General features: G+C 65.7%; 14 protein-coding genes and 1 pseudogene. 7 read left to right on the top strand and 8 right to left on the bottom strand.

Annotation, left to right across the window (positions count from 1 at the left end; all coding sequences use genetic code 11):
* Positions 1–5 precede the first annotated feature (5 nt).
* The gene (locus H7J93_RS03260) at positions 6–1,283 is read left to right on the top strand and encodes a competence/damage-inducible protein A (RefSeq protein WP_499892748.1); all 1,278 of its coding nucleotides are present in this window, start codon (positions 6–8) and stop codon (positions 1,281–1,283) included.
* 48 nt (positions 1,284–1,331) lie between these two features.
* Positions 1,332–1,556, top strand: a complete 225-nt coding sequence (locus H7J93_RS03255; RefSeq protein WP_267304860.1) for a hypothetical protein — start codon at positions 1,332–1,334, stop codon at positions 1,554–1,556.
* Here H7J93_RS03255 and H7J93_RS03250 read toward each other — a convergent pair whose 3' ends face one another.
* Genes H7J93_RS03250 through H7J93_RS29240 form a run of 4 tightly spaced genes read right to left on the bottom strand, consistent with a single transcriptional unit; the run spans position 1,557 to position 4,092 of the window.
* Positions 1,557–1,931 carry an ACT domain-containing protein gene (locus H7J93_RS03250; RefSeq protein ID WP_267304859.1) on the bottom strand — a complete coding sequence of 125 codons (375 nt, stop codon included), beginning with the start codon at positions 1,929–1,931 and terminating at the stop codon, positions 1,557–1,559.
* Between the two features lie 59 nt (positions 1,932–1,990).
* Entirely contained in the window at positions 1,991–2,905 is a 915-nt protein-coding gene (locus tag H7J93_RS03245; protein WP_267304858.1) for an alpha/beta fold hydrolase, read from the bottom strand.
* Between the two features lie 38 nt (positions 2,906–2,943).
* A complete protein-coding gene (locus tag H7J93_RS03240) occupies positions 2,944–3,795 on the bottom strand; it encodes a hypothetical protein (protein ID WP_267304857.1) in 852 nt (283 codons plus the stop codon).
* A 51-nt stretch (positions 3,796–3,846) separates the two neighbouring features.
* On the bottom strand, positions 3,847–4,092 hold the full coding sequence (locus H7J93_RS29240; protein WP_372507779.1) for a hypothetical protein: 246 nt from the start codon (positions 4,090–4,092) through the stop codon (positions 3,847–3,849).
* A gap of 567 nt (positions 4,093–4,659) precedes the next feature.
* On the opposite strand from H7J93_RS29240, the gene H7J93_RS03230 reads away from it, so the two are divergent.
* On the top strand, positions 4,660–6,291 hold the full coding sequence (locus H7J93_RS03230; protein WP_267304856.1) for a long-chain fatty acid--CoA ligase: 1,632 nt from the start codon (positions 4,660–4,662) through the stop codon (positions 6,289–6,291).
* Between the two features lie 84 nt (positions 6,292–6,375).
* Positions 6,376–6,861 (top strand): hypothetical protein, encoded by a 486-nt coding sequence (locus tag H7J93_RS03225; RefSeq protein ID WP_267304855.1) that lies wholly within the window; start codon positions 6,376–6,378, stop codon positions 6,859–6,861.
* 4 nt (positions 6,862–6,865) lie between these two features.
* On the opposite strand, the gene yaaA is transcribed toward H7J93_RS03225, so the two are convergent.
* The 3 genes from yaaA to H7J93_RS03210 all read right to left on the bottom strand — a co-directional run bounded on the left by yaaA (position 6,866) and on the right by H7J93_RS03210 (position 9,718).
* Entirely contained in the window at positions 6,866–7,612 is a 747-nt protein-coding gene (gene yaaA / locus H7J93_RS03220; RefSeq protein WP_267304854.1) for a peroxide stress protein YaaA, read from the bottom strand.
* Positions 7,613–7,643: 31 nt separating this feature from the next.
* Positions 7,644–8,288 carry a C40 family peptidase gene (locus H7J93_RS03215; protein WP_267304853.1) on the bottom strand — a complete coding sequence of 215 codons (645 nt, stop codon included), beginning with the start codon at positions 8,286–8,288 and terminating at the stop codon, positions 7,644–7,646.
* Positions 8,289–8,581: 293 nt separating this feature from the next.
* Positions 8,582–9,718 (bottom strand): alkaline phosphatase family protein, encoded by a 1,137-nt coding sequence (locus H7J93_RS03210; RefSeq protein WP_267304852.1) that lies wholly within the window; start codon positions 9,716–9,718, stop codon positions 8,582–8,584.
* Positions 9,719–9,815: 97 nt separating this feature from the next.
* Here H7J93_RS03210 and H7J93_RS03205 point away from each other — a divergent pair, with 97 nt between their 5' ends.
* Positions 9,816–22,259: a BTAD domain-containing putative transcriptional regulator gene (locus H7J93_RS03205; RefSeq protein WP_267304851.1), complete on the top strand. Its 12,444-nt coding sequence runs from the start codon at positions 9,816–9,818 to the stop codon at positions 22,257–22,259.
* Here the strand turns inward: H7J93_RS03205 and H7J93_RS03200 are convergent.
* The gene (locus H7J93_RS03200; protein WP_267304850.1) at positions 22,256–23,512 is read right to left on the bottom strand and encodes an HNH endonuclease signature motif containing protein; all 1,257 of its coding nucleotides are present in this window, start codon (positions 23,510–23,512) and stop codon (positions 22,256–22,258) included. The genes H7J93_RS03205 and H7J93_RS03200 overlap by 4 nt on opposite strands.
* 109 nt (positions 23,513–23,621) lie before the next feature.
* On the opposite strand from H7J93_RS03200, the gene H7J93_RS03195 reads away from it, so the two are divergent.
* Together H7J93_RS03195 and H7J93_RS03190 are read left to right on the top strand one after the other, a co-directional pair.
* A complete protein-coding gene (locus H7J93_RS03195) occupies positions 23,622–24,401 on the top strand; it encodes an ArsR/SmtB family transcription factor (RefSeq protein WP_267305040.1) in 780 nt (259 codons plus the stop codon).
* A pseudogene (locus H7J93_RS03190) lies at positions 24,398–24,580 on the top strand (DUF899 family protein); the annotation flags it as partial. The gene H7J93_RS03195 and the pseudogene H7J93_RS03190, both read left to right, overlap by 4 nt.
* Positions 24,581–24,701 lie beyond the last annotated feature (121 nt).

Genomic DNA, 24,701 nt, shown 5'->3' with positions numbered 1-24,701 from the left:
ACGGCGTGAGCGCACGCGCGGGCATCGTGGTGACCGGAACCGAAGTTCTGACCGGACGGGTGACGGACCGGAACGGCCCATGGATCGCCGACCGACTACTCGAACTGGGCGTCGAGCTGGCGCACATCACCATCTGCGGGGACCGGCCCGACGACATCGAGGCGCAGCTGCGGTTCCTCGCCGCCGAGGGGGTGGACCTCATCGTCACGAGCGGCGGCCTCGGTCCGACCGCGGACGATATGACGGTGGCGACCGTCGCGCGGTTCTGCGGCCGAGAGTTGGTGTTGGACAACGTTCTCGAGGCGAAGATCGCCCACATTGTGCAGCGGCTGATGGCGCGTTTCCCCAACGTCGACCTGGAGGCCGTGCGTGCCGCCAACCGCAAGCAGGCACTCGTTCCGGAAGGCGCACACATCCTCGATCCGGTGGGCACCGCTCCCGGGGTGGTGGTGCCCGGAACGCCGACGGTCGTCGTGCTGCCGGGGCCCCCACGCGAACTGCAGCCGATGTGGACGACGGCTCTGCAGACGCCCGCGCTGCAGGAGGCGATCGCGGGCCGGACGACGTACCGCCAGGAGATGGTGCGCATGTTCGGGCTGCCCGAGTCGGGCCTCGCCGACACTCTGCGTGAGGCCGAGGAGCGGGTGGACGGCTTCGATCGGCTCGAGATCACCACCTGCCTGCGGCGCGGCGAGATCGAGATGGTCACCCGCTACGAGCCGGATTCGGCGAAGGTCTACGCCGATCTGATGACGCTGCTGCGCGAGCGCCACGGCGGCGAGATCTTCTCCGAGGATGGCGCCACCATCGACGATCAGGTGGCGGCTCTGCTGTCGGGTCGGTGGATCGCCACCGCGGAATCCTGCACCGCGGGACTGGTGGCCGCCCGGCTGACCGACCTGCCTGGGTCGTCGGCGTACGTCGCGGGGGGAGTGGTGTCCTACTCGAACGAGGCCAAGTCCGAACTGCTCGGGGTCGATCCGGCGCTCATCGAAGCGCACGGTGCGGTATCCGAGCCGGTGGCGCTCGCGATGGCCGATGGTGCGCTGCGCCGGTTCTCCGCCGATACGGCCGTCGCGATCACGGGCATCGCCGGCCCGGGCGGCGGCAGCGAGGAGAAACCCGTCGGCACGGTCTGCTTCTGCGTGAAGCTGGCCGACGGCACCACCGACCTGCGGACCATGCGGCTGCCGGGTGACCGGTCCGACGTCCGCGAGAGGTCCACGACGGTCGCGATGCACCTCCTGCGCCGGGTACTGACGGCGGGTGCCGTCCGCGCATGAGATCGCCGGTCGGATAGCCTTGCCGGGCGACATAGGAGGAAACCAGTGATGACTACAGCCACCGAGCGCAGCCAGCTGTCCGAGCGCGCCGTGGCAGCCGGATGGCACTGCAGGCCGACCGACCGGACCGACTACTACTCGCGGACCCCGGTGCGCATTCACGTGATCTGGCAGGGTGACGACGCGATCAGCGGCGCCGCGCTCTACCACGACGACCTTCTGATGGCTTACACCCGGGATCTGGCCACCGCCGCGGGCTGGCTCAGGCGCTGATCAGCTGAGCGCGGCGCGCGCCGAAGCGAGATCGTCGGCCGCCAGGACCAGCCGGGTGTTGGTCGCCAGGTAGGCGAGTGTCAGGTTGACCTTCGCTTTGCCCAGCCGTTGAGCGACGTCGCCGAGCGCGCCGGGCCGGTCGTCCATGGGCAGGACCATCACCTCCTGTTCGGAGGCGATCTCGATTCCCGCGTCGTGCAGCGCCTCGAATGCCGGCGTCGCGTCCTCGACGAGGATGTGCACCACCGCTTGTCCGCCCCCCGATGTCACCGCGCACAGCCCGGCGATGTTGGCTCCCGCCTTGCCGAGCACGTCCCCGACCCTGGCGAGTTCGCCGGGCTCGTCATCGAGATAGAGCGTCAGGTCAGTCGCCATGACACGCTCCTTTCGCGCCCTTCCACCGTAAGGGGAAAGGGGGCGCGATGAGGCTCGGTTCAGGAGCCGGCCTCGTCCCACACCTTGGCCATGGTGTGCAGGATCTCCTCAGCCCGCCCGAGCCCGGCGAGGTGGCTTTCACCCGGCATCGGGTAGAGCTCGGCATCGTTGAGCCGCGACACCACGTGCTGGCCGTGTGCATAGGGCACGATGTGGTCGGCGTCGCCGTGCCACCAGCGCACCGGCACCTGGATATCGCTCAGGCGGAAACCCCAGTCCCTGGCGAAGACGACGACGTCGGAGAACGGCGCGGAGAGCTGCTTGCGGCTGCCGTTGAGCAGATCGTCGAGGAACATCGCCTTGATCTCCGGACGTGCGAGCAGCCGCCGGTCGGCCTCGGGCGACACCCGCCCGTACAGGTCGGTGACTGGTGACGCGACCGGACGGATGAACCGAATGATGGCGCTGGCGACGAGTCCGATCGGGACGCCGGCGACCTGCAGGAGCGGGGCGACCCGTGTACCGAGGTTGCCCATCAGGCCCCCGGTGATGGCATCGGGACCCATCGTCGGGGCGACGCCTCCGATGACACCGGCGACCACAACGCGGTCCGGTATCGCCGCCGCACACCCCAGTGTGTACGGCCCACCCCCGGACAGCCCGACGACGGCGAACTTCTCGAGGCCCAGGGTGTCGGCCATGGTGCGCAGGTCGTCGGCGAAGGCGACGACGGTGTCATAGCTGTGGGGGGTCGACGACCCGATCCCGGGTCGGTCCACCCCGATCAGCCGGATGCGATGCTGCTCGGCGTAGACCCGCGCTTCCATCGGGATCTGGCGCCTGGCACCGGGCGTTCCGTGCAGCCAGAAGATCGCGCGGCCCTGCGGGTCGCCGAACTCGGCGAATCCGATCTGGCGGTCATCGCCGACAGCGATGTTGCCTTCGAGCTTGGGACGGGCGATTGCGACAACCATGCCCGAAGTGTCTCATGGCACCTCAGCGCGCTTGCCACCTACACCCGGCGGAACTGATACGACGCCGAGGTCACCAGCCGGTCGCCGTTGCCTTCGTCATGCATGAGCACCCGCACCGCGACCAAGCCGTCGGGGCTGGTCATCGGCTCGGTCTCCACCCGGAACGGCCCGGCCTTACCTCGCGCGAGGAACATCACGTGCGTCGAGACGCCCTGGACGCCGTCGGTGCCCGCGGCTTCGGTCGCGGCGTCGATGGCCGCGGTCTCGAGGATGACGAATTGCGGACCGATGTGCAGCGCCGCGTCCGGTGATGCAACCTCCACGGCGAGTTCGGGCAGACCCCAGTTGCCGTCGGGCCTGCGGTAGCCGCCGAACACCTGCCACAGCGGCGGCAGGTCGGGGGAGTCGACGATGTCGATCGGGTTGGGCTCCATCCGCTCGAGCCCTTCGGGCGGGGTGCCGATGGTGACGCCCTGGCCTTCGATCAGCGCCAGCACTCGCTCGGGTCGGTCGGCGTCGACGATCTTCGCGCGGCTGTAGCCCATTTGCCGGCCGACCTTGAGCTCTTCGGAGATGATCTCGATGCGGCGCACATCGCGTCCGGCGTCGAGGATCTGGCACGAGTGGATGACCGGGTTCGGGACGGCTTCCAGATCCGACATGTGGCCGCTTTCCGGCGCCGCGATCCCGAAGACCGCGAACAGCACTCCGCCGGAGGTGTTGCGCATGTCGTGGCGCAGCGTGACGGTGTTGTCCTCCTCGGCGACGACGTCCATCGACGCGTAACTGCGGCCGATATAGCGATAGCTCAGCAGTCCGCCCCAGCGCCTGCGCAATTCGGCGGCGTACTCCTCCGGCGAATCGGCAAGTTCACGGATGTCACGCAGCATGCAGTACTCCCGCCTCGAAGCGAACAAGCCCCGCGGCGGCCGGCGCCGCGGTCACAGGATGGGTCGGCGTGGGGTCAAACTCATCACGTAGTCGGCTGGGAAGGAAGCCTCGATCACCCTGATCTGATCGTTGGCCTTGGACTCCAGCTCGAGGACGACGCAGCCTTCGCCGAGCTTCTTGGACTCCAGAACTATGTAATGCTGACCGCCACCGTTGACGTCGGTGATTGGGTCCCCTGAGCGCAGTGCCCCGACCGGTATCAGGCCGGGGGCTTTTGCTTGTCGTGCAGGGTGTATTTCCACATTCCCGACGGTAGGTGAAGAGCCGACGCCGAGTGGCGGATTCGTCCGATGACCGCATCCGGCAGATATCCATCCACCCACTGCGATCACGTATCCGACACCACCGAGGAACACCGTCAGCACGCACAACACCAGGGTGCCGACCGCAATCGGCCAGCCGCGCTTGCGCCGGACGAGTTGCACGATGGTCGCGACGAGTCCCGCCCCTCCGATGAGCAAGGCGATGCCGAGCGACATCATCACCGCCGTGACGGCCCCCTCCACACTGCAGGTCGCCGGTGGGCAATGGTCGATGAACGCCAGCGAGAAGATCCCGAAGAACCCGGCGACCGCACCGAAGAGTGCCGTCAGGATCAGAACGACGACTGAGACGGCGATGTCCGCGCCGGAGGCCGGTGGCTTAGGAGGGGCCGCGGGATACCCGGGATACGCGGAATAGGCGGGATAGCCAGGCTGAACCATGGCACGTGATGCTAGCGGCCACGTTGGTCGTTTCCTGCCGAACAGCTGCGCGAGTCGGCGATCATGAATGCCTGGTCACTGACGCGTATAGGGGTGCACATGGACAGCACGATGCAGGACTTCCCGCTGACCGTCACGGGCATTCTGCGGCACGGCACCACGTGGTACTCGGGCCGGAAGGCGATCACGAAGACAGCCGACGGATACCGCGAGATCTCGTTCGGCGAACTCGGCGGCCGAGTCGCGCAGCTCGCCAACGGATTACGTGCCATCGGAGTCGCCGGCGGCGATCGAGTCGCCACCTTCATGTGGAACAACCAGGAGCATCTGGAGGCCTACTTCGCGGCTCCGTGCATGGGTGCGGTGCTGCACACCCTGAACATCCGGCTGTCGAGTGAGCAGATCGCGTTCATCGCGAACCAGGCCGAAGACCGCGTTGTGTTGGTGGACATGTCACTGGCGCCGGTGTTCGCCGCGGTGCTCCCGGACCTGACGACTGTGCAGACGGTGGTGGCCGTCGGCGCGGGCGATCTCGATGCGCTCGCTGCGTCGGGTAAGCAGGTGATCCGTTACGACGATCTGCTCGACGGCCGGCCCCGCGTCTACGACTGGCCCGATCTCGACGAGAAGAGCGGTGCCGCAATGTGTTACACCAGCGGCACCACCGGCAACCCCAAAGGTGTTGTGTACAGCCACCGATCGAGCTATCTGCATTCGATGAGTGCCTGCTCGGCCAATGCGGTCGGACTCGCCGACGGTGACCGGGTGCTGCCCGTCGTACCGATGTTCCACGCCAACGCCTGGGGCCAGCCTTACGCCGCGATGATGGCGGGCGCCGATCTTGTGCTGCCCGACCGGTATCTGCAGGCCGAACCGATCGTCGACATGATCGAACAGCAGCGGCCCACCATCGCGGCGGCGGTCCCGACGATTTGGAACGACGTGCTGCAGTATCTGCATGCCAACCCGGACCGCGACATCTCATCGCTGAGGACCGTCGTGTGCGGAGGCTCGGCAGTGCCGCTCGGGATGATGAAAGAGTACGAACAGCACTACGGCGTGGTCATTCGACAGGGCTGGGGTATGACCGAGACGTCTCCGCTGGCGGCCGTCGCGACACCGCCGCCAGAGGTCACCGGAGAGGATGCCTGGACGTTGCGGGCCTCGGCGGGCCGTGTGGTGAGCGGGGTGGAGCTCAGAATCGTCGACGACGAGGGCGGCGTTCTCCCGAACGACGGTAAAGCGGTGGGGGAGATAGAGATTCGCGGTCCGTGGATCACGGGCTCGTATTACCAGAATGCGGATGCCTCGAAGTTCGACGACGGCTGGCTGCGCACCGGCGACGTCGGCCGCATCGACCCGCAGGGGTTCATCACACTCACCGATCGTGCCAAGGACGTGATCAAGTCCGGTGGGGAGTGGATCTCGTCGGTCGAACTCGAGCTGTGCCTCATGGAGCACCCGGCGGTGCTGGAGGCGGCGGTCGTCGCGGTGCCCGACGAGCGCTGGCAGGAGCGGCCGCTCGCCGTGGTAGTCGTCAAGAAGGATGCCGATGCCACCGCCCAGGAACTGCGAAAGCATCTGTGCGACAAGGTCGCCCGGTTCTGGCTGCCCGAGCGATGGACGTTCATCGACGAGGTGCCGAAGACCAGCGTTGGCAAGTTCGACAAGAAGCACATCCGTGCGCGCTACGCCGACGGCGCTTACGACGTCGTCGAATGCCGGGACTGACGCTGGGCGACCCCGCTGGAATTGCCCAACTCGACGCCGATCGGTGCTTTACTCGGGACTATGGGGCAGACGAGACGGATTTTGATGCTGGCAACGGCAATGGTGCTGGCGGCACCTCCCGCGGTCGCGCAGGCTGACGGCGTCGGCACCACCGGAGCGTCCAGCGGGACCGGCGGCACGGTGCTTCCGTTCGCGCAGATTCTGCGGCGATGCGATTTCAGCGAGACGGACTACAACGGCCCGACGGGGATGGCACGGGTGACCGGCACCCTGCGGTCCGACGGATCGACGCTGACGGCGGATATCCAGATCGCCACCGCTCCGCCCGGTATGCATTACGACGTCAGGCTGATCCAGGTACCCCGCTCGTCCGCCGCCCACTGCTGGGGTGCTGATCCCGGCGTCGCACAGGGTTCGTTGAACGCTGACGGGGCCGGGGCGGCCGCGGTGAAACTTCAGGACAACGTCGAACCGTGGGCGACGGGCGCGTGGGTGTTCGTCAGCCGCCCTGACCGGTTCTCGCAGAATCCGGCGGAGTTCTACACGGCGGACTTCATCGCCCCGATCTAGCGGATCAGGCAGCCACCACGACCGTCAGTCGGTTGCCGTTGCGTTCCACACGCGTTCCCGCACGGCGCGCGATGGTGGCGACCGCACCCGCATCGTCGGGCTCCGAGCGGGTGGACGCCAAAACGCGCGCCAGCCGTCCCTTGTGCGCCTTGTTGAAGTGACTCACGACGGCGCGTTCGCCGTCGGCGCGCTCGGAGACGACCTCGACCTGAACGGCGTCCGAAAGTCTGCCGAGTGCTGCGTACGAGCCCGACCGCAGATCGACGATCAACTCTTCTTTCGCGAGCTGAGCCAGGACCGGCTCGAGCAGCGACCGCCAGCGGTTGGCCAACCCGGGCTGTCCTGGCAGCTTCGACGTCGCGGAAAGCCGATACGCGGGGATGGGGTCGCCGGCGCGCAGGACGCCGAAGAGCGCCGAGCCGACCGCAAGCCGGGCCCGCGCCCGGTCCGCGTTGGCACCCTTGAGCGATTGCACGTCGAGCGCGTCGTACAGCACGCCGGTATACCGATGGATTGCGGGCAGCGTCGGGGCGCTGCGCAGCGCGGCGTTGCGCTCAACCTCAGCGCGCTGCTTCGCCGACAGCCCGAGTGCGCGCATGCACCCCGACTCGTCGGCGGCCAGCTCGACCAGCTCGTCGACCAGCGCGGCACGCAACGGAGTCAGCTCGGGAAAGGACAGCGTGTCGAGGCGCAACGGCGGTCCGTCGCCGCCGGGATGCTTGGTCTCCGACGGTGGCAGCAGAACGATCACGCCGCAGACGTTATCCGGCGCTGCCGTGAGGTCAGGCCGGAGGCATCGGTGCCGGCGGCGGAGCCATCGGGTCGACCGGGGGCGGCGGCGCGAACGGATCGGCCGGCGGCGCAGGCGGAGGAGGAGCCAGCATCGGGTCGGGTCCGACCGGCGGAGCGGGTGGCGGCGGCGGCGCCATCGGCGGAGCGGGAGCCGGGGGCGGGGCCAGCATCGGATCCGGAGCCGGCGGCGGCGCCATCGGCGGAGGGGGCGCCTGCCCGGCCATCAACACGACCGGGGCGCCAGGGGGCGGCGGCACCTGATCGGCGGGCATCGGCAGGAACATGTGCTTGGAGAACTGCGACTGGAACGCGCCGCCACCGCCCACCTTCACTCCGCCGCCCTCACCGGAGGACACCGGAGTGCCGTCGGGCAGCGTCGCGGCCGTGTGGCCGCCGTTCCAGCCGACATTGAGGGCACCAGGCTGCGTGCCGTACTGGAAGCCACGCGAAAGCAGCGCCTGCTCGATGTTGCCCGTGTGGAATCGGTCCCCGTAGATGGGACGGCCGGTGGCCGCGTTGGTGACCCAGGAGACCAAACCCGAGCAGTCGGTGCCGGCCGGGGAATCCCCGCCGCTGATGTACGGCGTGCCCGACACCGAGTTGACAAGCGTCAAGAGGGTTGCGACAGCAAACATGTGGCCGGACGTTAACAGAGCGTTTCGAGGGCCTGCAAAATCTGTGACCACCTTCACGCGATATGGAGTGACGCCCATCACAACCCGCGCAATCCATGGACTGATTCACTGAAAATGGCACAGAAAAAGGCATATTGACGAGGCCGTTTGATGAGCTGTGTGAACGAGACCGCGATTTCGATTGGCTAAAGCGCATATTCGAATCGGCGCAGGTATCGACTACCGCCTATTCGCGCGAAATATATTGCAGTACAGGAAATTACGACGACTACCGTCGTATGTCTACGTCGGCATCATCCATGTGCGAGCAGCACCGGGATGTTCTGCTCCGCGGTAGTGAGCGATCCGTGCTGGCCGATGAGCGACGACTCCAGCGGCTCAGCGGTTCGTCTCAGCAAACCTATGGACCCGCGGGCCGCGGCCACGACGTCACCGATGCGGCGCCGTGTCGCATCGGTCACGCGCTCGCCGAACCACCCCGCGGTGATCGCCTCATCGCGCGATACCACCCAGGCGCGGTCGGCGACGGTGTCCCGCCAGGCGGCCAGCACGTCGTCGAGGGCGCCGGGGGCTACATATATATGTCGCGCGCGCGCCTCGCCCCCGACATCCGTCACTCCCTCGGTCAGCGCGGGCTCGCTGTCGATGTCGACGGCCTCGTCGTTATTCACCCAGACCATCCCGTGGTCGGCCACCACCGCGAGCAATCCGCCCGGCGGCAGGCCCTCTACCACCGATTCCACCAGGCGGTCGACCTGGCGCAGCTGCAGCCGCCACGCGGCCGACCCGGGTCCGTAGAGGTGCCCCATCATGTCGAGCTCGCTGTGGTACGCGTAGCAGAACCCACCGTCGGCGACGGCCTCCTGGACGCGTGCGGCCAGGTCGCCGAGCGCCTGCACGCCGATGTACCGACCGCCCCGCAGAACGGCGCGCGTCATGCCGGATCCGGTGAATTCCGCGCCGGAGATGACGCTGACCTTCGCGCCGGCCGCGACGGCCCGCTCGAACGTCGTCGGCATGGGCTGAACCTGCTCCGGCGGCGCGGTATCCCGGAGGTCGTCGCCCCATGGGTGCATGCGCCACCGCAAAGTGTTCACGACGCCGACATCCGGCAGTCGGAAGGAGTAGCCGACCAGGCCGTGCACGCCGGACCGGCAGCCGGTGCCCAGCGCCGCCAGGCCGGCGACCGTGGTGGCGGGGAACCCCACCTGCAGCGTGCGGCCACGCAGGCCGGCCATCACCGGGGCGTCGTCGGCGTGGGCATCGAGCAGTTCTGCGCCCAGCCCGTCGATGAGCAGTACGCAAGCCCCGGCCACATCTCCGGGCAGCGGGATTCGGCCGTCGAAACCGTCGATACCCATCGCCGTGAGAACCGACGGAATGACATCCGCGAGGTGTGAGGTCTCCGGATCCGGTTTGGGCAGCTCCACGATTCGAGCCTGCCACAGAACGGAGCGGTCTTTACCAAACCTTGACCGCTCATTGAATCCGCGTCCTGACGATGGTCACGTGACTACTCTTCAACACGTGGAGCTGGGGGTTTTGGGACCTCTGCAGGTCCGGCAGCACGGTCTGCCGGTCGCAGTTCCCGGCGCCAAACCTCGGGCCATCCTGACGATGCTCGGACTGCACGGCGGCTCCGTCGTCTCCGCCGACACCCTGGCCGAGCTCCTCTGGGGCGCCCGTCCACCGCGCACCGCGGCCAAGGCGTTGCAGACCCACATCTCTTCTCTGCGGCGCGCCCTTGGTGATGGCTTCGTCCTGACCGAGGGCTCGGGCTGGACCCTGAGCACCACCGACATCGACGCCACCCGCCACAAGGTGGCCGCCAGGCTGGGGCGCGATGCGATCGCGGCCGGAGACGCCGGTCAGGCGGTGGCCCGCTTCGATGAGGCGCTGGCCCTTTGGCGCGGAGTTCCCGAACTGCCCGACGGGCCGCGCGCCGATTCGGAGAGGACGCGCTGGATCGAGGGGCACGCCGCGCTGGTGGAGGACCGCGCCGACGCGCTGCTCGCGACGGGTCGCGCCGCGGAGATCATCGGTGAGCTCGAGGCGGCGATTGCCGACGCGCCGCTGCGCGAGCGGCGCTGGGGACAGCTGATGCTCGCCCTCTACCGCGCGGGACGGCAGGGTGAGGCGCTGGCCGCCTTCCAACGCGCACGGTCGCTGCTCGCCGACGAGCTGGGGGTAGATCCGGGTCCGAACCTGCGCCGACTGGAGGCCGCGATCGTCGCTCAGGATCCCGCGCTGGAAATCCCTGTGTCGCAGCAGCTTTCGGCGGTCACCAAGGCAGTCACATTCCTGCTCACCGACATCGAGGGGTCGACGGCTGCGTGGGAGGCGCAACCGGATGCCATGGCGGTGGCGCTGGCCCGCCACGACGAGATCGTCGAACAGGTCGTCACCTCCCGCGGCGGACGGCTGGTCAAGACCCGGGGCGAGGGCGATGCGACCTTCTCGGTGTTCGACCGGCCGTCAGCGGCCGCCGCGGCGGCGATTCAGTTGCAGGAGGCGATAGGTCACGAGCCGTGGGCGTTGGCGCAGCCGATGCGGGTCCGGGTGGCGCTGCACACTGGCGAGGTCGAACTGCGCGACGGCGACTACTTCGGCCGGGCGGTGAACCGCGCCGCGCGGCTGCGGTCGCTGGCCGCGGGCGGACAGATCCTGTGCTCGGGTGCGACGGCAGAGCTTGTCATCGACACCCTCGCCGACGACGTCGTCCTCGCCGATCTGGGGATTCGTCAGCTTCGCAACCTCGCGCGTCCGGAGCACGTGTTCGAACTGCGCCTGGAAGCCGCCGACGATGCGCCCGCACAGCCGAGCGAGCCGCCGATCCAGCGACCCGCGCTGCCTGCGGTGCTGACCGGGGCGGGGCCGTTCGTCGGGCGCGGTCGAGAGCTCGCGGGGCTGTTGGCGGCCTGGCAGTCCACGCTCGCGGTCGGGACGCAAGCGGTGCTGGTCGCCGGCGAGCCTGGGGTGGGGAAGACGCGGCTGGCCGGCGAATGGTCGCGTCAGGCGTACGAGCAAGGTGCGGTCGTCCTCTACGGCCGCTGCGACGAGGACCTCGGTGCGGCATACCAGCCGTTTGCGGAGGCCTTGCGCTCGTTGGTGCCGTGTCTCGGCGCCAAGCGGCTGCGCGCCCTGCGTGGCGTCGAAGCGCTGCTGCCGTTGGTTCCGGGGCTCACCGAAGTTGTTCCGGACCTACCGACTCCGCCGCGCTCCGACCCGGACACCGAACGTTATGCATTGTTCGACGCGGTGGTGGCGCTGGTGGCGGCGGCGTCGGCGAGTGCGCCCGTCGTCCTGATCCTCGATGACCTGCACTGGGCGGCCAAGCCCACATTGCTGCTGTTGCGGCATCTGCTTCGCTTCGGCGAACACGCCCGCGTGCAGATCGTCGGCACCTATCGCAGCACCGACCTCGATCGCTCGCACCCGCTGGCGGCGATGCTGGCGGACTTGCACCGCGACGGCTCCGCCACGCGCCTTGCGCTCGGCGGCCTCGATGAGGACGACGTGACCGCCTACGTTGTCGAGGCCGGTTACGACGACGAGGAGTTGGCCCGTGCGTTGGCGTCGGTCACAGGCGGCAATCCGTTCTTCCTCATCGAGGCACTGCGGCATGTCGACGAAAGCGGCGGCCGGTGGGATCCGAGCACCCTGCCGCAGGGCGTTCGGGAAGCGGTGAGCCGCAGGCTATCTCGACTGCCGGAGGAGACCAACAAGGCGCTGGCTGCGGCGGCGGTCGTCGGCAGTCGGTTCCCTCTGGCGTTGGTGGAGAGTGTCGTCGGTACGGATTTGATCGACGCATTCGACGAGGCGTGCAAAGCGGGCATCGTCATCGAGGAGCCCGGCGGACGCTATCGGTTCAACCACGCTTTGGTGCGGCAGTCGTTGCTCGCCGAGCTTGCGTCGGTGCGACGGATGCGGCTGCATCAGAAGATTGCCGCAACGCTGGAGGCCGAAGCGGGCGCGGACGACGACGAACTGTTGGCCGAATTGGCGTACCACTACTTCGAATGCGCATGGGCGGGTAACGCTGCCAAGGCAGTCGAGTATTGTCGGCGCGCCGCGGATCAGGCGATGGCGCGACTCGCCTACGAAGGTGCGGCCGACCTCTTCGACAAGGCGTTGCACGCGTTGGAGGAGCTCGACGAGGAACTGCCGGATCGCGTCGCTCTGCAGGCTGAATTGTTGGTTGCGCGATGTGAAGCCCTGTTGGCCGCGGGCGATGTGGTGTCGGCTGCGGGTGCGGTGGCGCAGTTGCAGCGAGCCGCAGGTGATTCCGTGCGTCTGGCGGCCTGGGGCACCTGTTTTGATGGTGAGCTCTCAATGCTGACCGAGCCCGAGCGCTTGGATGAGATCGAAGCCGCGGTGGCTGCGGCGGCCGAGAAGCTGGCCGGTTTGGAGGATGCGGCGGGGGAGGCCAAGGCGCACACCGTGCGGGCCATGTGCTTGGCTCGGCTGGGTCGGATCGGAGACGCGGAAACCGCGCTGGACCAGGCGCTGACGGCGGCGCGGCGGGCGCATGAGCACCGACGCGTCAACGCCGTGCTGGCAGGTGCCCCGTTGGCGGCGTTGTGGGGTCCGAACCCGGTGCCGCGCGCGGGTGGCCGGTGTCTCGACGTTGTTCGGCTGCTTCGCATCACGACCGGGTCGCCGGTGGTGGAGGCGACGTCGACGAGGTGTCAGGGTGTACTGGATGCGCTGCGTGGGCGGGCCGCCGCGGGGCGTGCGTTGATCGATTCGGCTCGCAGATCACTCACGGAACTCGGAATGCGGCATGCGCTGCTGGAGGTGGACCAGTTCGCGGGCATCGTCGAGTTGGTCGCCGACGATCCTGCGGCCGCAGAGCCGCTGCTTCGGCGGGCGTACGACGGCTTTCGGCGGATGGGTCTCGACGCGGATACCGCGGAGACGGCTGCGTTGTTGGCGCGAGCGTGTCTCGCGCTCGACAGGGACGCCGAGGCCGACGATTTGTGCTCGGAGAGTGAGCGTCTTGCGGGCCATGCTTTGAAGCCGTCGATCGCTTGGCGGACTGTTCGCGCACAACTGCTGGCGCGTAGTGGCGCTCACGATGAGGCGAATCGGGTGGCGCAGGAAGCCGTTGCGGTCGCCGAGCGCACCGATCTGCTGGTCGATCACGGTGATGCCTGCTTGGCACTGGCGACGGTGTTGACGATCGCTGGTGACGCCGCCGGAGCACGGGCGGCCGCGGAGCGGGCGGCCGAACTGTATGAACTGAAAGGCGCTGCAGCACTTGCGGAGAAGGCACACCGAGTTGTCGGGCCCCGAACCTCGCCGACCCCATCGGTACCTGACACGTCGGTCGTCGAACTGGAGAACGAGTGTGTGCGCGCACTTCGCCGCGTCGATGCTGCTGTCCAGAACTCAGATCGAGCCGCAATGGAACGAGAGTATGCGCCGCTGGGCTCGATCGAGAGCCGCCGCAAGATCGTCGGGTTCACGCGGGTCGAATATCGACCACACGAATTCATAAGTGAGGCTGAAACTTTCGCTCGTGGACTGCATGTGACGCGTTCGCGCCGTTCGGTGCTGGCCGTGCGGGGCGAGCGTTTGGCTCTCTCCAGGTTGGAGGTCGGCACCACAGACGTAAGTCCAGGGGCGCCGCAGGACGAGTGGCTTCAGGTTGTCGGACTCGACGAGGACGGCCGAATCGCGGTGCAGGTGTGGTTCGACGTCGAGGACCTCGAGGCCGCGATGGCAGAGCTCGGCGCCATGCATGCCGACGTCGAATTAGAAAACGAGTGTGTGCGCGTACTCCGCCGGGTCGAGGACGCGGTGAGCCGTCGCGCATTGAGCGATGTCGAGCGCGAGCATGCACGAATCGGATCCATCGAGAGCCGCCGCAAGATCGTCGGCTTCCAGCGCATGGATCTCCCCGCCAGCGAAATGGCAACTGGAGCAGACAGATTCATCCGTGATATGCATGCCGTGCCAGGGCGTCGCACCGTCATCGCCATCAGGGGGGAACGCCTGGCGTTGACGCGAACCGTGGTGCGCACTGCCGACGGCACCGCTGGGGCGCCGCAGGACGAGATGCTGCAGCTCGTCGGCCTCGACGAGGGCGGTCGAATCGCGCTGCAGATCTGGTTCGACGTCGAGGATATGGACGCCGCGATGGCGGAAATGGAAGCCACGCACGCCAGGTTCGAGGCGGGAAGGTCGACAACTTGGCTCGAGAACGCGGCAAGCCGGGTCGAGGGCCAGTGTTACACCCTCTTCGCGCAAGGCCGTGCTGACGAAATCGAAGCCCTGCTCGCGGCCGATCACTTCAATGAAGACCGGCGCCAGGGACTGCGGCGTGCGACGCACGATCGCGCGGCGGCGATGGAGAATATCCGGGCAATCGCCGACCTGGGTGTCGAGGCCACCAGTGTGCCGATTGCTCTGCGCGGAAATCGGCTATGCCTCAGTCGTATCCAGTGGGAGCAGCGCCAAGCTGGACCCAACCCCTTTACTGCCGAGACGCTGGAACTGAGTGAAGTCGATGCGGAGGGGCTTGAGACCACAAGGGTGGTATTCGACCCGGACGATTTTGACGCGGCATTTGCAGAACTCGATTCCCGATACCTCGCCGGCGAGGCGGCCAGGCACGCACATACGTGGTCGGTCATCGCAGGCACCTTCGCGGCGGTGAGCCACGACGAGGTTCCACCTATGTCGCCCGACTGCGTCACGCTGGATCACCGCCGGACGAGAAATTTCGCTCCCGGCGACCTCGAGGCGTATGTCCAGGCCGGACATGACCTGGATCAACACATCAAGGCCCACGTCCAGGTCGTGCATCGACTAAACGACTTCGGGGCTGTCGTCGGGTATGTGGCGTATACGCGGTCACGCGAGGGCTTCGACGCCGAATGGCGCGAAGTCAGCCTCTCGATGGTCGACGGTGGCATGGTCGTCCGCTGTGAGCTTTTCGAGGAAGCCGATCTCGAGACCGCGCTCGCGAAGTTCGACGCGCTCACCCGTTCGACACCGCAGTTGGAAAATGCGGCGACTCGGGTCAACAGCCGCTTCGATACGTGTCTGGCTGCTCGCGACTGGGAGGCAATGACCGCGGTTGTTGCCGAGGACATGTGCCACGACGACCGTCGACGGGTCGTGGGCGCCGGGATCCGGCGCGGTCGGAATGCCGAGATTTCGGACATGCAGGCGATCGCCGAGTTGGGTGTTGTGAGCGCGAAGTCTGCCGTCGTTGCGACTCGCGGAGAGCGTCTGGCTCTTTTTCACACCCGCTTCTCGGGGCGCGAACAGGCCCCAGAGGCGTTCCATACGGACATCGTGGACATCCTGGAAATCAACGACGAAGACCAGATCACACGGAGGATCGCATTCGATATCGATGACCTCGATTCCGCCTTCAACGAACTCGACGCCCTCTATCTCGCGGGCGAAGCGGCCGCGCATGCGTCGACTTGGTCGGTCGTCGTCGGTGTGTTTGCCGCACTTGCTCGTCACGAGATGCCGGATGCAGCGCCGGACTGGACGTCAGTCGATCATCGACGAGGGACGCCGCTCGCCGATGCGGACCTCCGAAAAACCGTCAGCACGCTCAACGACCTCACGCCAAATCTCACCAATCACGTTGAGTCAGTACACGCGTTGCGCGATCACGCGGTGCTTGTCACTCAGGTGTCGCGAGGAACATCGCCGGAGGGCTTCGATGCCGAATGGCGAATGCTCAATCTCATGACGGTTGACGGCGACAAGGCAAGTCGCTGTGAGCTATTCGACGAGACGGACCTGGAGGCAGCGCTCGCCCGATTCGACGAACTCACCCGTCCCGCAACGCGACTGGAGAACGCCGCAACCCGGGTGTCCGATCGCATTGCGGCGTTGTTCGAAGCCCGCGACTGGCACGCGATCGCTGCGATACATGCCGACGAGGCCTACGCGGACGATCGTCGCCATGTGGTCAGCGGCGGAACCCGACGCGGTCGAGATGGAGAGGTCGAAAACCTGCGCGTTATGGCGGATCTCGGAGCGCCACGACTCGACGCGACCGTGCTTGCCATTCGCGGGCGTCGGCTTGCCCTTTTTCGAACCCACGTCGGCGATGACAAGCGGGCTGACGTGTCGTTCCTCACCGTCATGGATGTCAACGCCGAAGACCAGGTTGTCGGAGTAGTCTCATTCGACCCCGATGACGTCGACGCCGCATTCGAAGAACTCGACGCCCGGTACGCCGCGGGGGAAGCAGCCCCATACGCGCAAGCGTGGTCTGTGCTCACCCAGGGATACGCGGCAGTGAGGAGGCATGAGCTTCCGGCGTGGACCCCCGATGCGGTGAATGTCGACCACAGACGGGGAGCCGCGTTCGCCCCAGGTGAACTCTCTCCGTATGTGCGCGAAATGTGGCACCAAACACCAGATGTCAGCATCTACATCGAGGCGGTTCATCGACTGACACATCTCGGCGCGGTCGTCACTCACGTCGCGAAGGGAACCTCCCAACATGGATTCGAGGGGGAGTGGCGAGAAGTCACGGTTACAACGATCGACGGCGACCGAATCAAACACAGCGAACTATTCGACGAGAAAGACCTCGATGCGGCGCTTGTGCGGTTCGACGAACTTTGTCGCCCCGCGACGCGATTGACGAATACGGCCGGCCGGGTTGAATCACGCTGTCAGGCGCATATCGCCGCGGGTAACTGGGATGCGGTGGCCTCGGTTATGGCTGATGACATTGTGATTGACGATCGCCGGCGGGTGGTCAACGCCGGTCTTCGGCGCGGTCGAAGCGCCGTGGTCGACGACCTACGGGTAGGGGCCGAGATCGGTCTCACCGAGATAGCACCAACTGCCATTGCGACCAGGGGCGAGCATCTGACCCTCAGCCACATCCGCTACGGAGGCGGGGCGCAGCGACCCGAGGCGAGTTTGATCGAGCTCGTTCAACTCGTCGAGATCGATGAGGAGGAGCGGATCGCTGCGCTCGTCCTTTTCGATCCCGAGGACATCCATGCTGCATTCGAAGAACTCGATGCGCGGTACCTCGCCGGCGAGGCAGCTGCGCATTCGCAGACGTGGTCGGTGATCGCGGATGCTTTCGCTGCAGTCAACAGACGGGAACTCCCTCTGACAGCACCGAACTTTGTGAGCCTTGATCATCGGCATCCGCTTGCATTCGCGCCGGGTGAAATGATGCCGTATCTCCAAGCCTCTTTGAATGACTCGCCCGATCTCCGGATCGACATCCGCGCGGTGCATCGGTTGACCGACCTCGGCGCGGTGGTCAGTCACTCGTGGCACAACACCTCGCAGCAAGGATTTGACGCCGAGTGGGGCGTAATCGGTGTCTCGACGGTCGACGGCGACCGCATCAACCGGTGCGAACTCTTCGACGAGTCAGAGCTGGACACGGCGCTCGCGCGATTCGATGAACTCAGTCGGCCGAAACCTCCGATGGAGAACGCAGCAAGCCAATTGGGCGCCCGCTTCCGGGCATCATTCGCTGCCCGCGATTGGGACGCGATGGCTGAGATGTTGGCAGATGACCTGCAGAACGAGGACCGCCGCCGAGTCGTGAACGGTGGGATTCGACACGGCAAGTACTCGCTGTTGCATGACATGCGGTCTGCCGCCAGCTTCGGGATCCAAGAATTTGCGACCGACGTGATCGCAACGCGCGGTGAACGTCTCGTCCTGGCTCGGGCAGAGTCGCGTTACGAAGCGAGACCCGGGGCGTTCTACGTCGAGAACGTTGTACTAGGCGAAATCGATGGTGACGGTCGAATGACGGCCCAGATCATTTTCGATGTCGACGACATCGATGCTGCCTTTGAAGAACTCGACGCCCGGTATCTCACCGGTGAGGCGGCCCCGTACGCAGACATATGGTCGGTCATCGCAGCGGGCTATGCCACGCTCAACCGACACGAGCTGCCTCCGACCCCGTCAGACTTCGTCAGCCTCGACCACCGAAAGGGTGGAGGTACTTTCGCGGTGGGCGATCTGCTCCCATTTATCCATGCTTCGTGGGAGGACACGCCAGACAACAAGATCCGCGTCGAGGTTGTCTATCGACTGAACATGTTTGGGGCTGTCGTCACCAGCGCGACGCAGGGTACGTCTAGAACGGGCTTCGCCGCCGAGTGGCGACAGATCGATCTGGTGACCGTCGATCGCGGCATGATCAATCGCACTGAATTGTTCGATGAGGCAGACCTTTACGCAGCACTAGCCAAGTTCGACGAACTCAGCGGACCAGCGCGACTCGAAAACACCGCGAGTCGAGCGGAAGCGCGCGCCTTGGCGTGCTTTGCGACCCGCGACTGGGCGTCCATGGCGGAGTACTTGGCGGAGGATCTTTCGCTTGACGATCGTCGCCGCATCGTGAACGCCGGGACGCGACGCGGTCGAAGTGCCGCGATCGCCGACGCGCGGGCCGTCGCGGAACTGGGTGGCACTGAGATCACCTCGGATGTCATCGCCACACGCGGCGACCGCCTCTTCCTTGCACGTTCGCACTTGTCGAGCCGCGGTCAAGGATCCGAAACGTTCAGCACCGAATCGCTCTGCGTCGCAATGAGTGATGACGACGGCCGGATCACAGCCCGAGTGGTGTTCGACCCCGACGACATCGATACGGCGATTGCGGAACTCGACGCCCGGTATATGGCTGGTGAAGCGATGCCATATGCGCGGGTGTGGTCCATCATCGCCGGTGCGAACGCCGCGCTCAACCGCCAGGAGCTGGCCGCTACATCACCGGACTGGGTCTACATTGACCACCACCGACCCGCACTGTGGGAGGGCGACTTCGCGGCGAACATGCATGCCGCATGGGAAGTCGTACCCGATTGGCGTGTCGACATTGTCGCGGTCCATCGGCTGACCCGCATAGGGGCAGTACTCACCTGCGTCGCCCACGGAACCTCGCGGCAGGGCTTCGGCGCTGAACAACCGGGCGTCTCGCTACTGACGGTTCGAGACGACGCGATTAATCGCTTCGAGTTCTTCGACGACGCCGATCTCGACGATGCGCTCGCGAAATTCGACGAGCTCAGCGGGCAAACTGGGCGACCGCAGAACATGGCGAGTCGACTGCATGTACGGCTCAATGCCGCGTTCGCGGCCCGCGACTGGATCGGGATGGCAGAGCTGTTGGCGGATGACACGTCCACCGACGATCGACGTTCCATTGTCGGCCTGGGCCTTCGACGCGGGAGGGATGCGGCGATCCGCGATTGGCGCGCAATCGCGGACGTCGGGGTCAAGGACATAACGGCCACTGTGATCGCAACGCGAGGAGAACATCTCGTACTCAGTCGTTACCGATTCGGGGGGCACGATCAGGGACCGGAGGCATACCGTACCGAGGTGCTCGGCATCGTCGAGGTCGACGGCGAGCAGCGGATCACGGCGTGCGTGATGTTCGACCTTGACGAGATCAATACTGCTTTCGAGGAACTGAATGCCCGGTACGCAGCCGGCGAGGCGGCGTCGCACGCGCACACATGGACTCTGGCGACGAAGATCTTCGCCGCGATGAATCGGAGCGAATTGCCGGCTGCAACACCGGATTGGGTGGTTGAGGATCATCGTCGCCTGCCGATGATCCAAGATGCATCGCGCGACGCGTACCTGGCGGCTGCAATAGAGGTCCCGCGAACCGCTGTGTACATCGAGTCGGTGCATCGGCTCGGCAACTCGGCGGCCTTACTGTCCTGGCAGGGAGATTGGACGACACCGGACGGGTTCGACGCTCAGTGGCGGGGGATCAGCCTCACCATATTCGACGGTGACTTGATTGACCGCGTCGAGATCTTCGACGAGGACGAGCTGGACGCTGCGCTTGCAAGGTTCGACGAACTCACCGTCCCGGCAAGCCAACTGGCGAATATGGCGAGTCGTGTGGCCGACAAGTATGAGGAGTCTTTGGCGGCGCGCGATTGGACGGCGATGGCGGATGTACTTGCCGAGGACATCGTCGCCATAGACCGGCGTCGGGTCGTGAATGCCGGCGTACGGCGGGGACGAGATGTGCAGATCGCGGATATGCAAGCCGCTGTCGAGGTCGGGTTCGAGCACATGACATTTGGCCTCATCTCGACCCGGGGCGAACGCCTGGTCCTCAAACGTGTCTGCACTAGGAACCGTGGTCAGTTGCCCGGCGAAGTCAGCGCCGAGATGCTCGGCATCATCGAGATCGATGCGGACAATCGAATTACCGCGACGGTCGCATTCGATCTTGCCGATATCGACGCTGCATTCGCTGAACTCGATGACCGGTATGTAGCGGGCGAAGCCGCGGCTCACGCAGAGGTGTGGTCCGTTGTCGCTGACGTCTACGCAGCCCTCAACCGTCGCGAACTGCCGGCTACGACGCGTGATTGGGTCAATGTCGACCACAGGCCGGGCGTCTCGATCCCGGCCGGTGAGATGACAGCGTTCCTTCATGCCGCGGGGGAGTTGACTCCTGACGCCCGAATCCATATCGAAGCCGTGCATCGAGTGACGGACCTCGGAGCAGTGCTCACGCAAGTCCACCGATGCACGTCAAGCGACGGCTTCGAGGGGGAGTGGCGAGATGTCGTCGTCTTCGCGGTCGACGGTGACGTGATCAGTCGAGTGGAGATTTACGACGAAACAGACGTCAACGACGCACTAGCGCGGTTAGAGGAACTCACACCCACAGCGCCCCAACTGAACAACTCCGCGATCCGCGGGGATACCCAGGCCGCAGACGCGTTCAATACTCGGGATCTGGACGGCTACCTCGCCGCGTTTGACCGCAACGCGCGCTATGAGGACCGGCGAAAAGGCTTGCGCAACGAGGGCCCGGTGGACCGTGAACTCGCACATGGGCTTTTGTTCACCGGCACGCCGACTTGGCGTGTGGAGATCGCCCCAGTCGCGATCCGAGGGCCTCATCTGGCACTAGTTCGCCATATTTGCCGCGACAACGGCGAGGCCGATCGCCCGGTCGTTGCAGAGGTGCTGGCCCTCGTAGAGGCCACCGAAGACGAATTGATTTGCCGCAGTACTCTGTTCGACCCCGAAGACATCGACGCCGCCTTCGCGGAATTGCACACCCGCTGGATCGCGTCGGGGGAGTCCACCCACACAGAGGTCGTCGACGCTGTCCAGACTGCCCATCTCGAGACGTTCGCACCTCTGCTGAAGAACGCAGTAGCCCGCATCCTCACACGCGTAGTGGATGCATTCGGCAGACGCGACCCCGACGGGTATCTCGCACTTTTCGCAAAGGACTGTATGTACGAAGATCGGCGAAAAGGGCTGCGCGACGCGGGTTCAATCAGGCCGGAGTACGCGCACACAGTGACGTTCGGTGCGGCCGCCGGGTGGCGTGCGGAGTTTGAGCCCATCGCAGTCAGGGGCGAGCACTTGATGCTGAGTCGCGTGACATTCCGCGATCTGAGCGAGGCCGGTAGTCCTATCGCTGTCGAGGCGTTGAACCTCGGCAGTCTTGACAACGACGAATTGATCTCGTGGTTCGCGATTTTCGACCCGGAAGACATCGACGCCGCCTTCGATGAGCTCGATGCTCGGTGGATCGCGTCGGGTGAGGTAGACCATCCAGAAGTCATCGAATCGATGCGCCAAGTGATCGAATGCGCCAACCGTCAAGACTGGGATACGTTGGCCGCTCGCGAATCCGGCGCCACGTTCGTCAACCACCGACAGCTCGGGACTGGGGACAAGATCGGTGACCACTGGACATCCCTCCGCGCGATGGCGTCACTGATTCCCGACATCCGCGTAGACGTCGCCGACATTCCCAAGCACTCCGCGAAGGGGGTCGTCATCAGCGTTGTCGTCAGAGGCGCGACGGTCGAGGGCACTGCGATCGAACTGCCGACCGTCATTCTTCTCCACTTCGACGGACCTCGCGTGACGCGGATGGAGGCCTTCGATCACAACCAACGCGATCAGGCACTCGCTCGCTTCGATGAACTCGACCATATTGGCGCGACCTAGTTGTCGGATGGTGGTTGGTGTTCGAAGGGGTTGTACCACCACCATTGGGCGCGTTCGCCGAGGGGGCCGGGGCAGGGTGGGACGTTGGGTGGGGGTGTGGTGGGTGGTCGGGCCAGTGATGCGGGGCTCAGTGTTTGGCCGGTGTCGTCGGTGACGGTGAGGCGCTCGGGTGGTCCGGTGATGGTGATTTCGCCGCGGTGGTGCATGCGGTGGTGATAGGGGCAGAGCAGGATGAGGTTGTTCATTTCGGTGAGGCCGCCGTCTTCCCAATGCTTGAGGTGGTGGGCGTGCAGGCCGCGGGTGGCGCCGCAGCCGGGTACGGCGCAGGTGGGGTGGCGGTGTTCGAGGGCGCGGCGTAGTCGGCGGTTGATCAGTCGGGTGCTGCGTCCGGCGCCGATGAGGTTGCCGTCGCGGTGAAACCAGACTTCGGCGGTGGCGTCACAGGTCAGGTATCGGCGTTCGGCGTCGGTCAGCAGTGGGCCCAGGTGCAGTGAGGCGAGGTGTTCTTTGACGTCGAGGTGCACGAGCACGGTGGTGTGGTGGCCGTGGGGTCGGCGGGCGACGTCGGCGTCCCAGCCGGTTTCGACTAACTGCAGGAAGGCGTCCAGGGTGGTGGGAAACGGCGCCCGCAGCGGGGAAGCCTTGGTGTGGGGGTCGTATTCGGCGGGGTTGTCGTCGGTGTCGTCGAGGTTGTGGTCGCGTTTGTATTGGGCGATCAGTGCGTCGTGATGGGATTTCAGGGCGGCGTCGAACAGTGCGGCCTCGGGGTGGGCGAGTCGGATGCGCCAGCAGGTGAACTGCTCGTCGCTGGTTTTGGTGATCGAGGGCTTCGGGGCCCAGGGGCTGGGTTCCGGGCGTGGTTCGAGCCGCACGGCGGTGCGCAGTTGGGTGACGGTGGCCACGGCGGCCAGGGGGGCGTAGTGGTCATCGGAGCCGTCGGCGGCGCGGGCGGCGATGACGCCGACCTGATCCAGGGAGAGTCGGCCTTCGCGCATCCCGGCCACACAGCGGGGGAACTGGGTGAGTCGGCCGGCGATGGTGGCGATGGTGTTGGCGTTGGTCGGGGAGGTGCCGGTCTTCCAGGCCATCAGCGCCGCCAGTGACCGTGCGCCGGTGATCCCCCTGAGCCGGTCGTTTTCGATCTCGGCGGCGATCTCCACGATGCGCGCATCGATGGCGTTGCGTTGACCACTTAACTCCGCCAACTCATCGAAGAGCACCTCAAGACGCTCTTTCGGTGCCACCGCCAACATGACCCCATCAAAACACCAGGGTCCGACAAGTTGACGATTGACATGCAGCCCATCGGCTGCCTAAGTTAAACATGCAGCTATTCAGCTGCATGAGATGGATATGGCAGAGATGGACGAGGTATTCAGGGCGCTGGCGGATCCAAGCCGGCGTCTGCTGCTCGACAGCCTCAACACCCGCAACGGTCAGACCCTGCGCGAGTTGTGCGCGGGTCTGTCCATGGCGCGGCAGTCGGTCAGCAAGCATCTGGCGGTGCTCGAATCGGCGAACCTCATCACGACGGTCTGGCGGGGCAGGGAGAAGCTGCACTACCTCAACGCCGAACCGATCAACGCCATCGCCGACCGCTGGATCAACCAGTACGACCGTGCGCGTGTGCAGACACTCGCCGATCTCAAAATCGCATTGGAGACCGAACCGATGAGCAGTAGCACCGAATTCGTCTACACCACCTACATTCGGACCACCCCGGAAAGGCTTTGGCAGGCGATCACCGATCCGGCGTTCTCGCACCGCTATATGGGCCACGCGATAGCGTCCGACTGGCAGAAAGGCTCGACCTACGTCTGGGAGGACCGGAAACTGCGGATCGAGCACCCGGAACAGGTGATCCTCGAATCCGACCCTTATCGCAGGCTTGCCTTTACCTTTCACACGTTCGTCCCTGAGCTGACCGAGCTCGGCCTCGACGAGGACGTGATTGCCAAAGCGGCCGCCGAGCGGCGTTCGAAGGTGTCATTCGACATCGAACCCGTAGACGACGGCCAGGTGAAGCTGACCGTCATCCACGACGACTTCCCACCGGAAAGCACTGTGCGCGAACTGATCTCCGGCGGCTGGCCGTGGAAGCTCGCCAACCTCAAGAGCGGACTGGAGGAGGACGCCCGATGAAGACGCCACCGATCGTATCGGCAGGGGAGTGGGACGCAGCTCTCAAGGACATGCTCGTCAAGGAGAAAGAGGTGCAACGCGCCCGCGACGCGTTGGCTGCTCAGCGTCGACGGATGCCGTGGACGCGAGTCGACAAGGACTACGTATTCGACGGGCCTGACGGGAAACTGAGTCTGCTAGCCTCGATCTTTCGTGAGTGAGTCGATTATGGTGGGTTTGTTCGGCGCGTAATGCACGGAAGTGCCTGTCCAGCAAGGGAAAATGGGCTTGTCGAAGGTCCATTTGCCCAAGTAGCTGAAA

Source organism: Mycobacterium barrassiae (assembly GCF_025822765.1).
Lineage (GTDB): Bacteria > Actinomycetota > Actinomycetes > Mycobacteriales > Mycobacteriaceae > Mycobacterium > Mycobacterium barrassiae.
The sequence above is the reverse complement of the archived record's forward strand: the minus strand, read 5'-3'. Positions and strand labels throughout refer to the sequence as shown.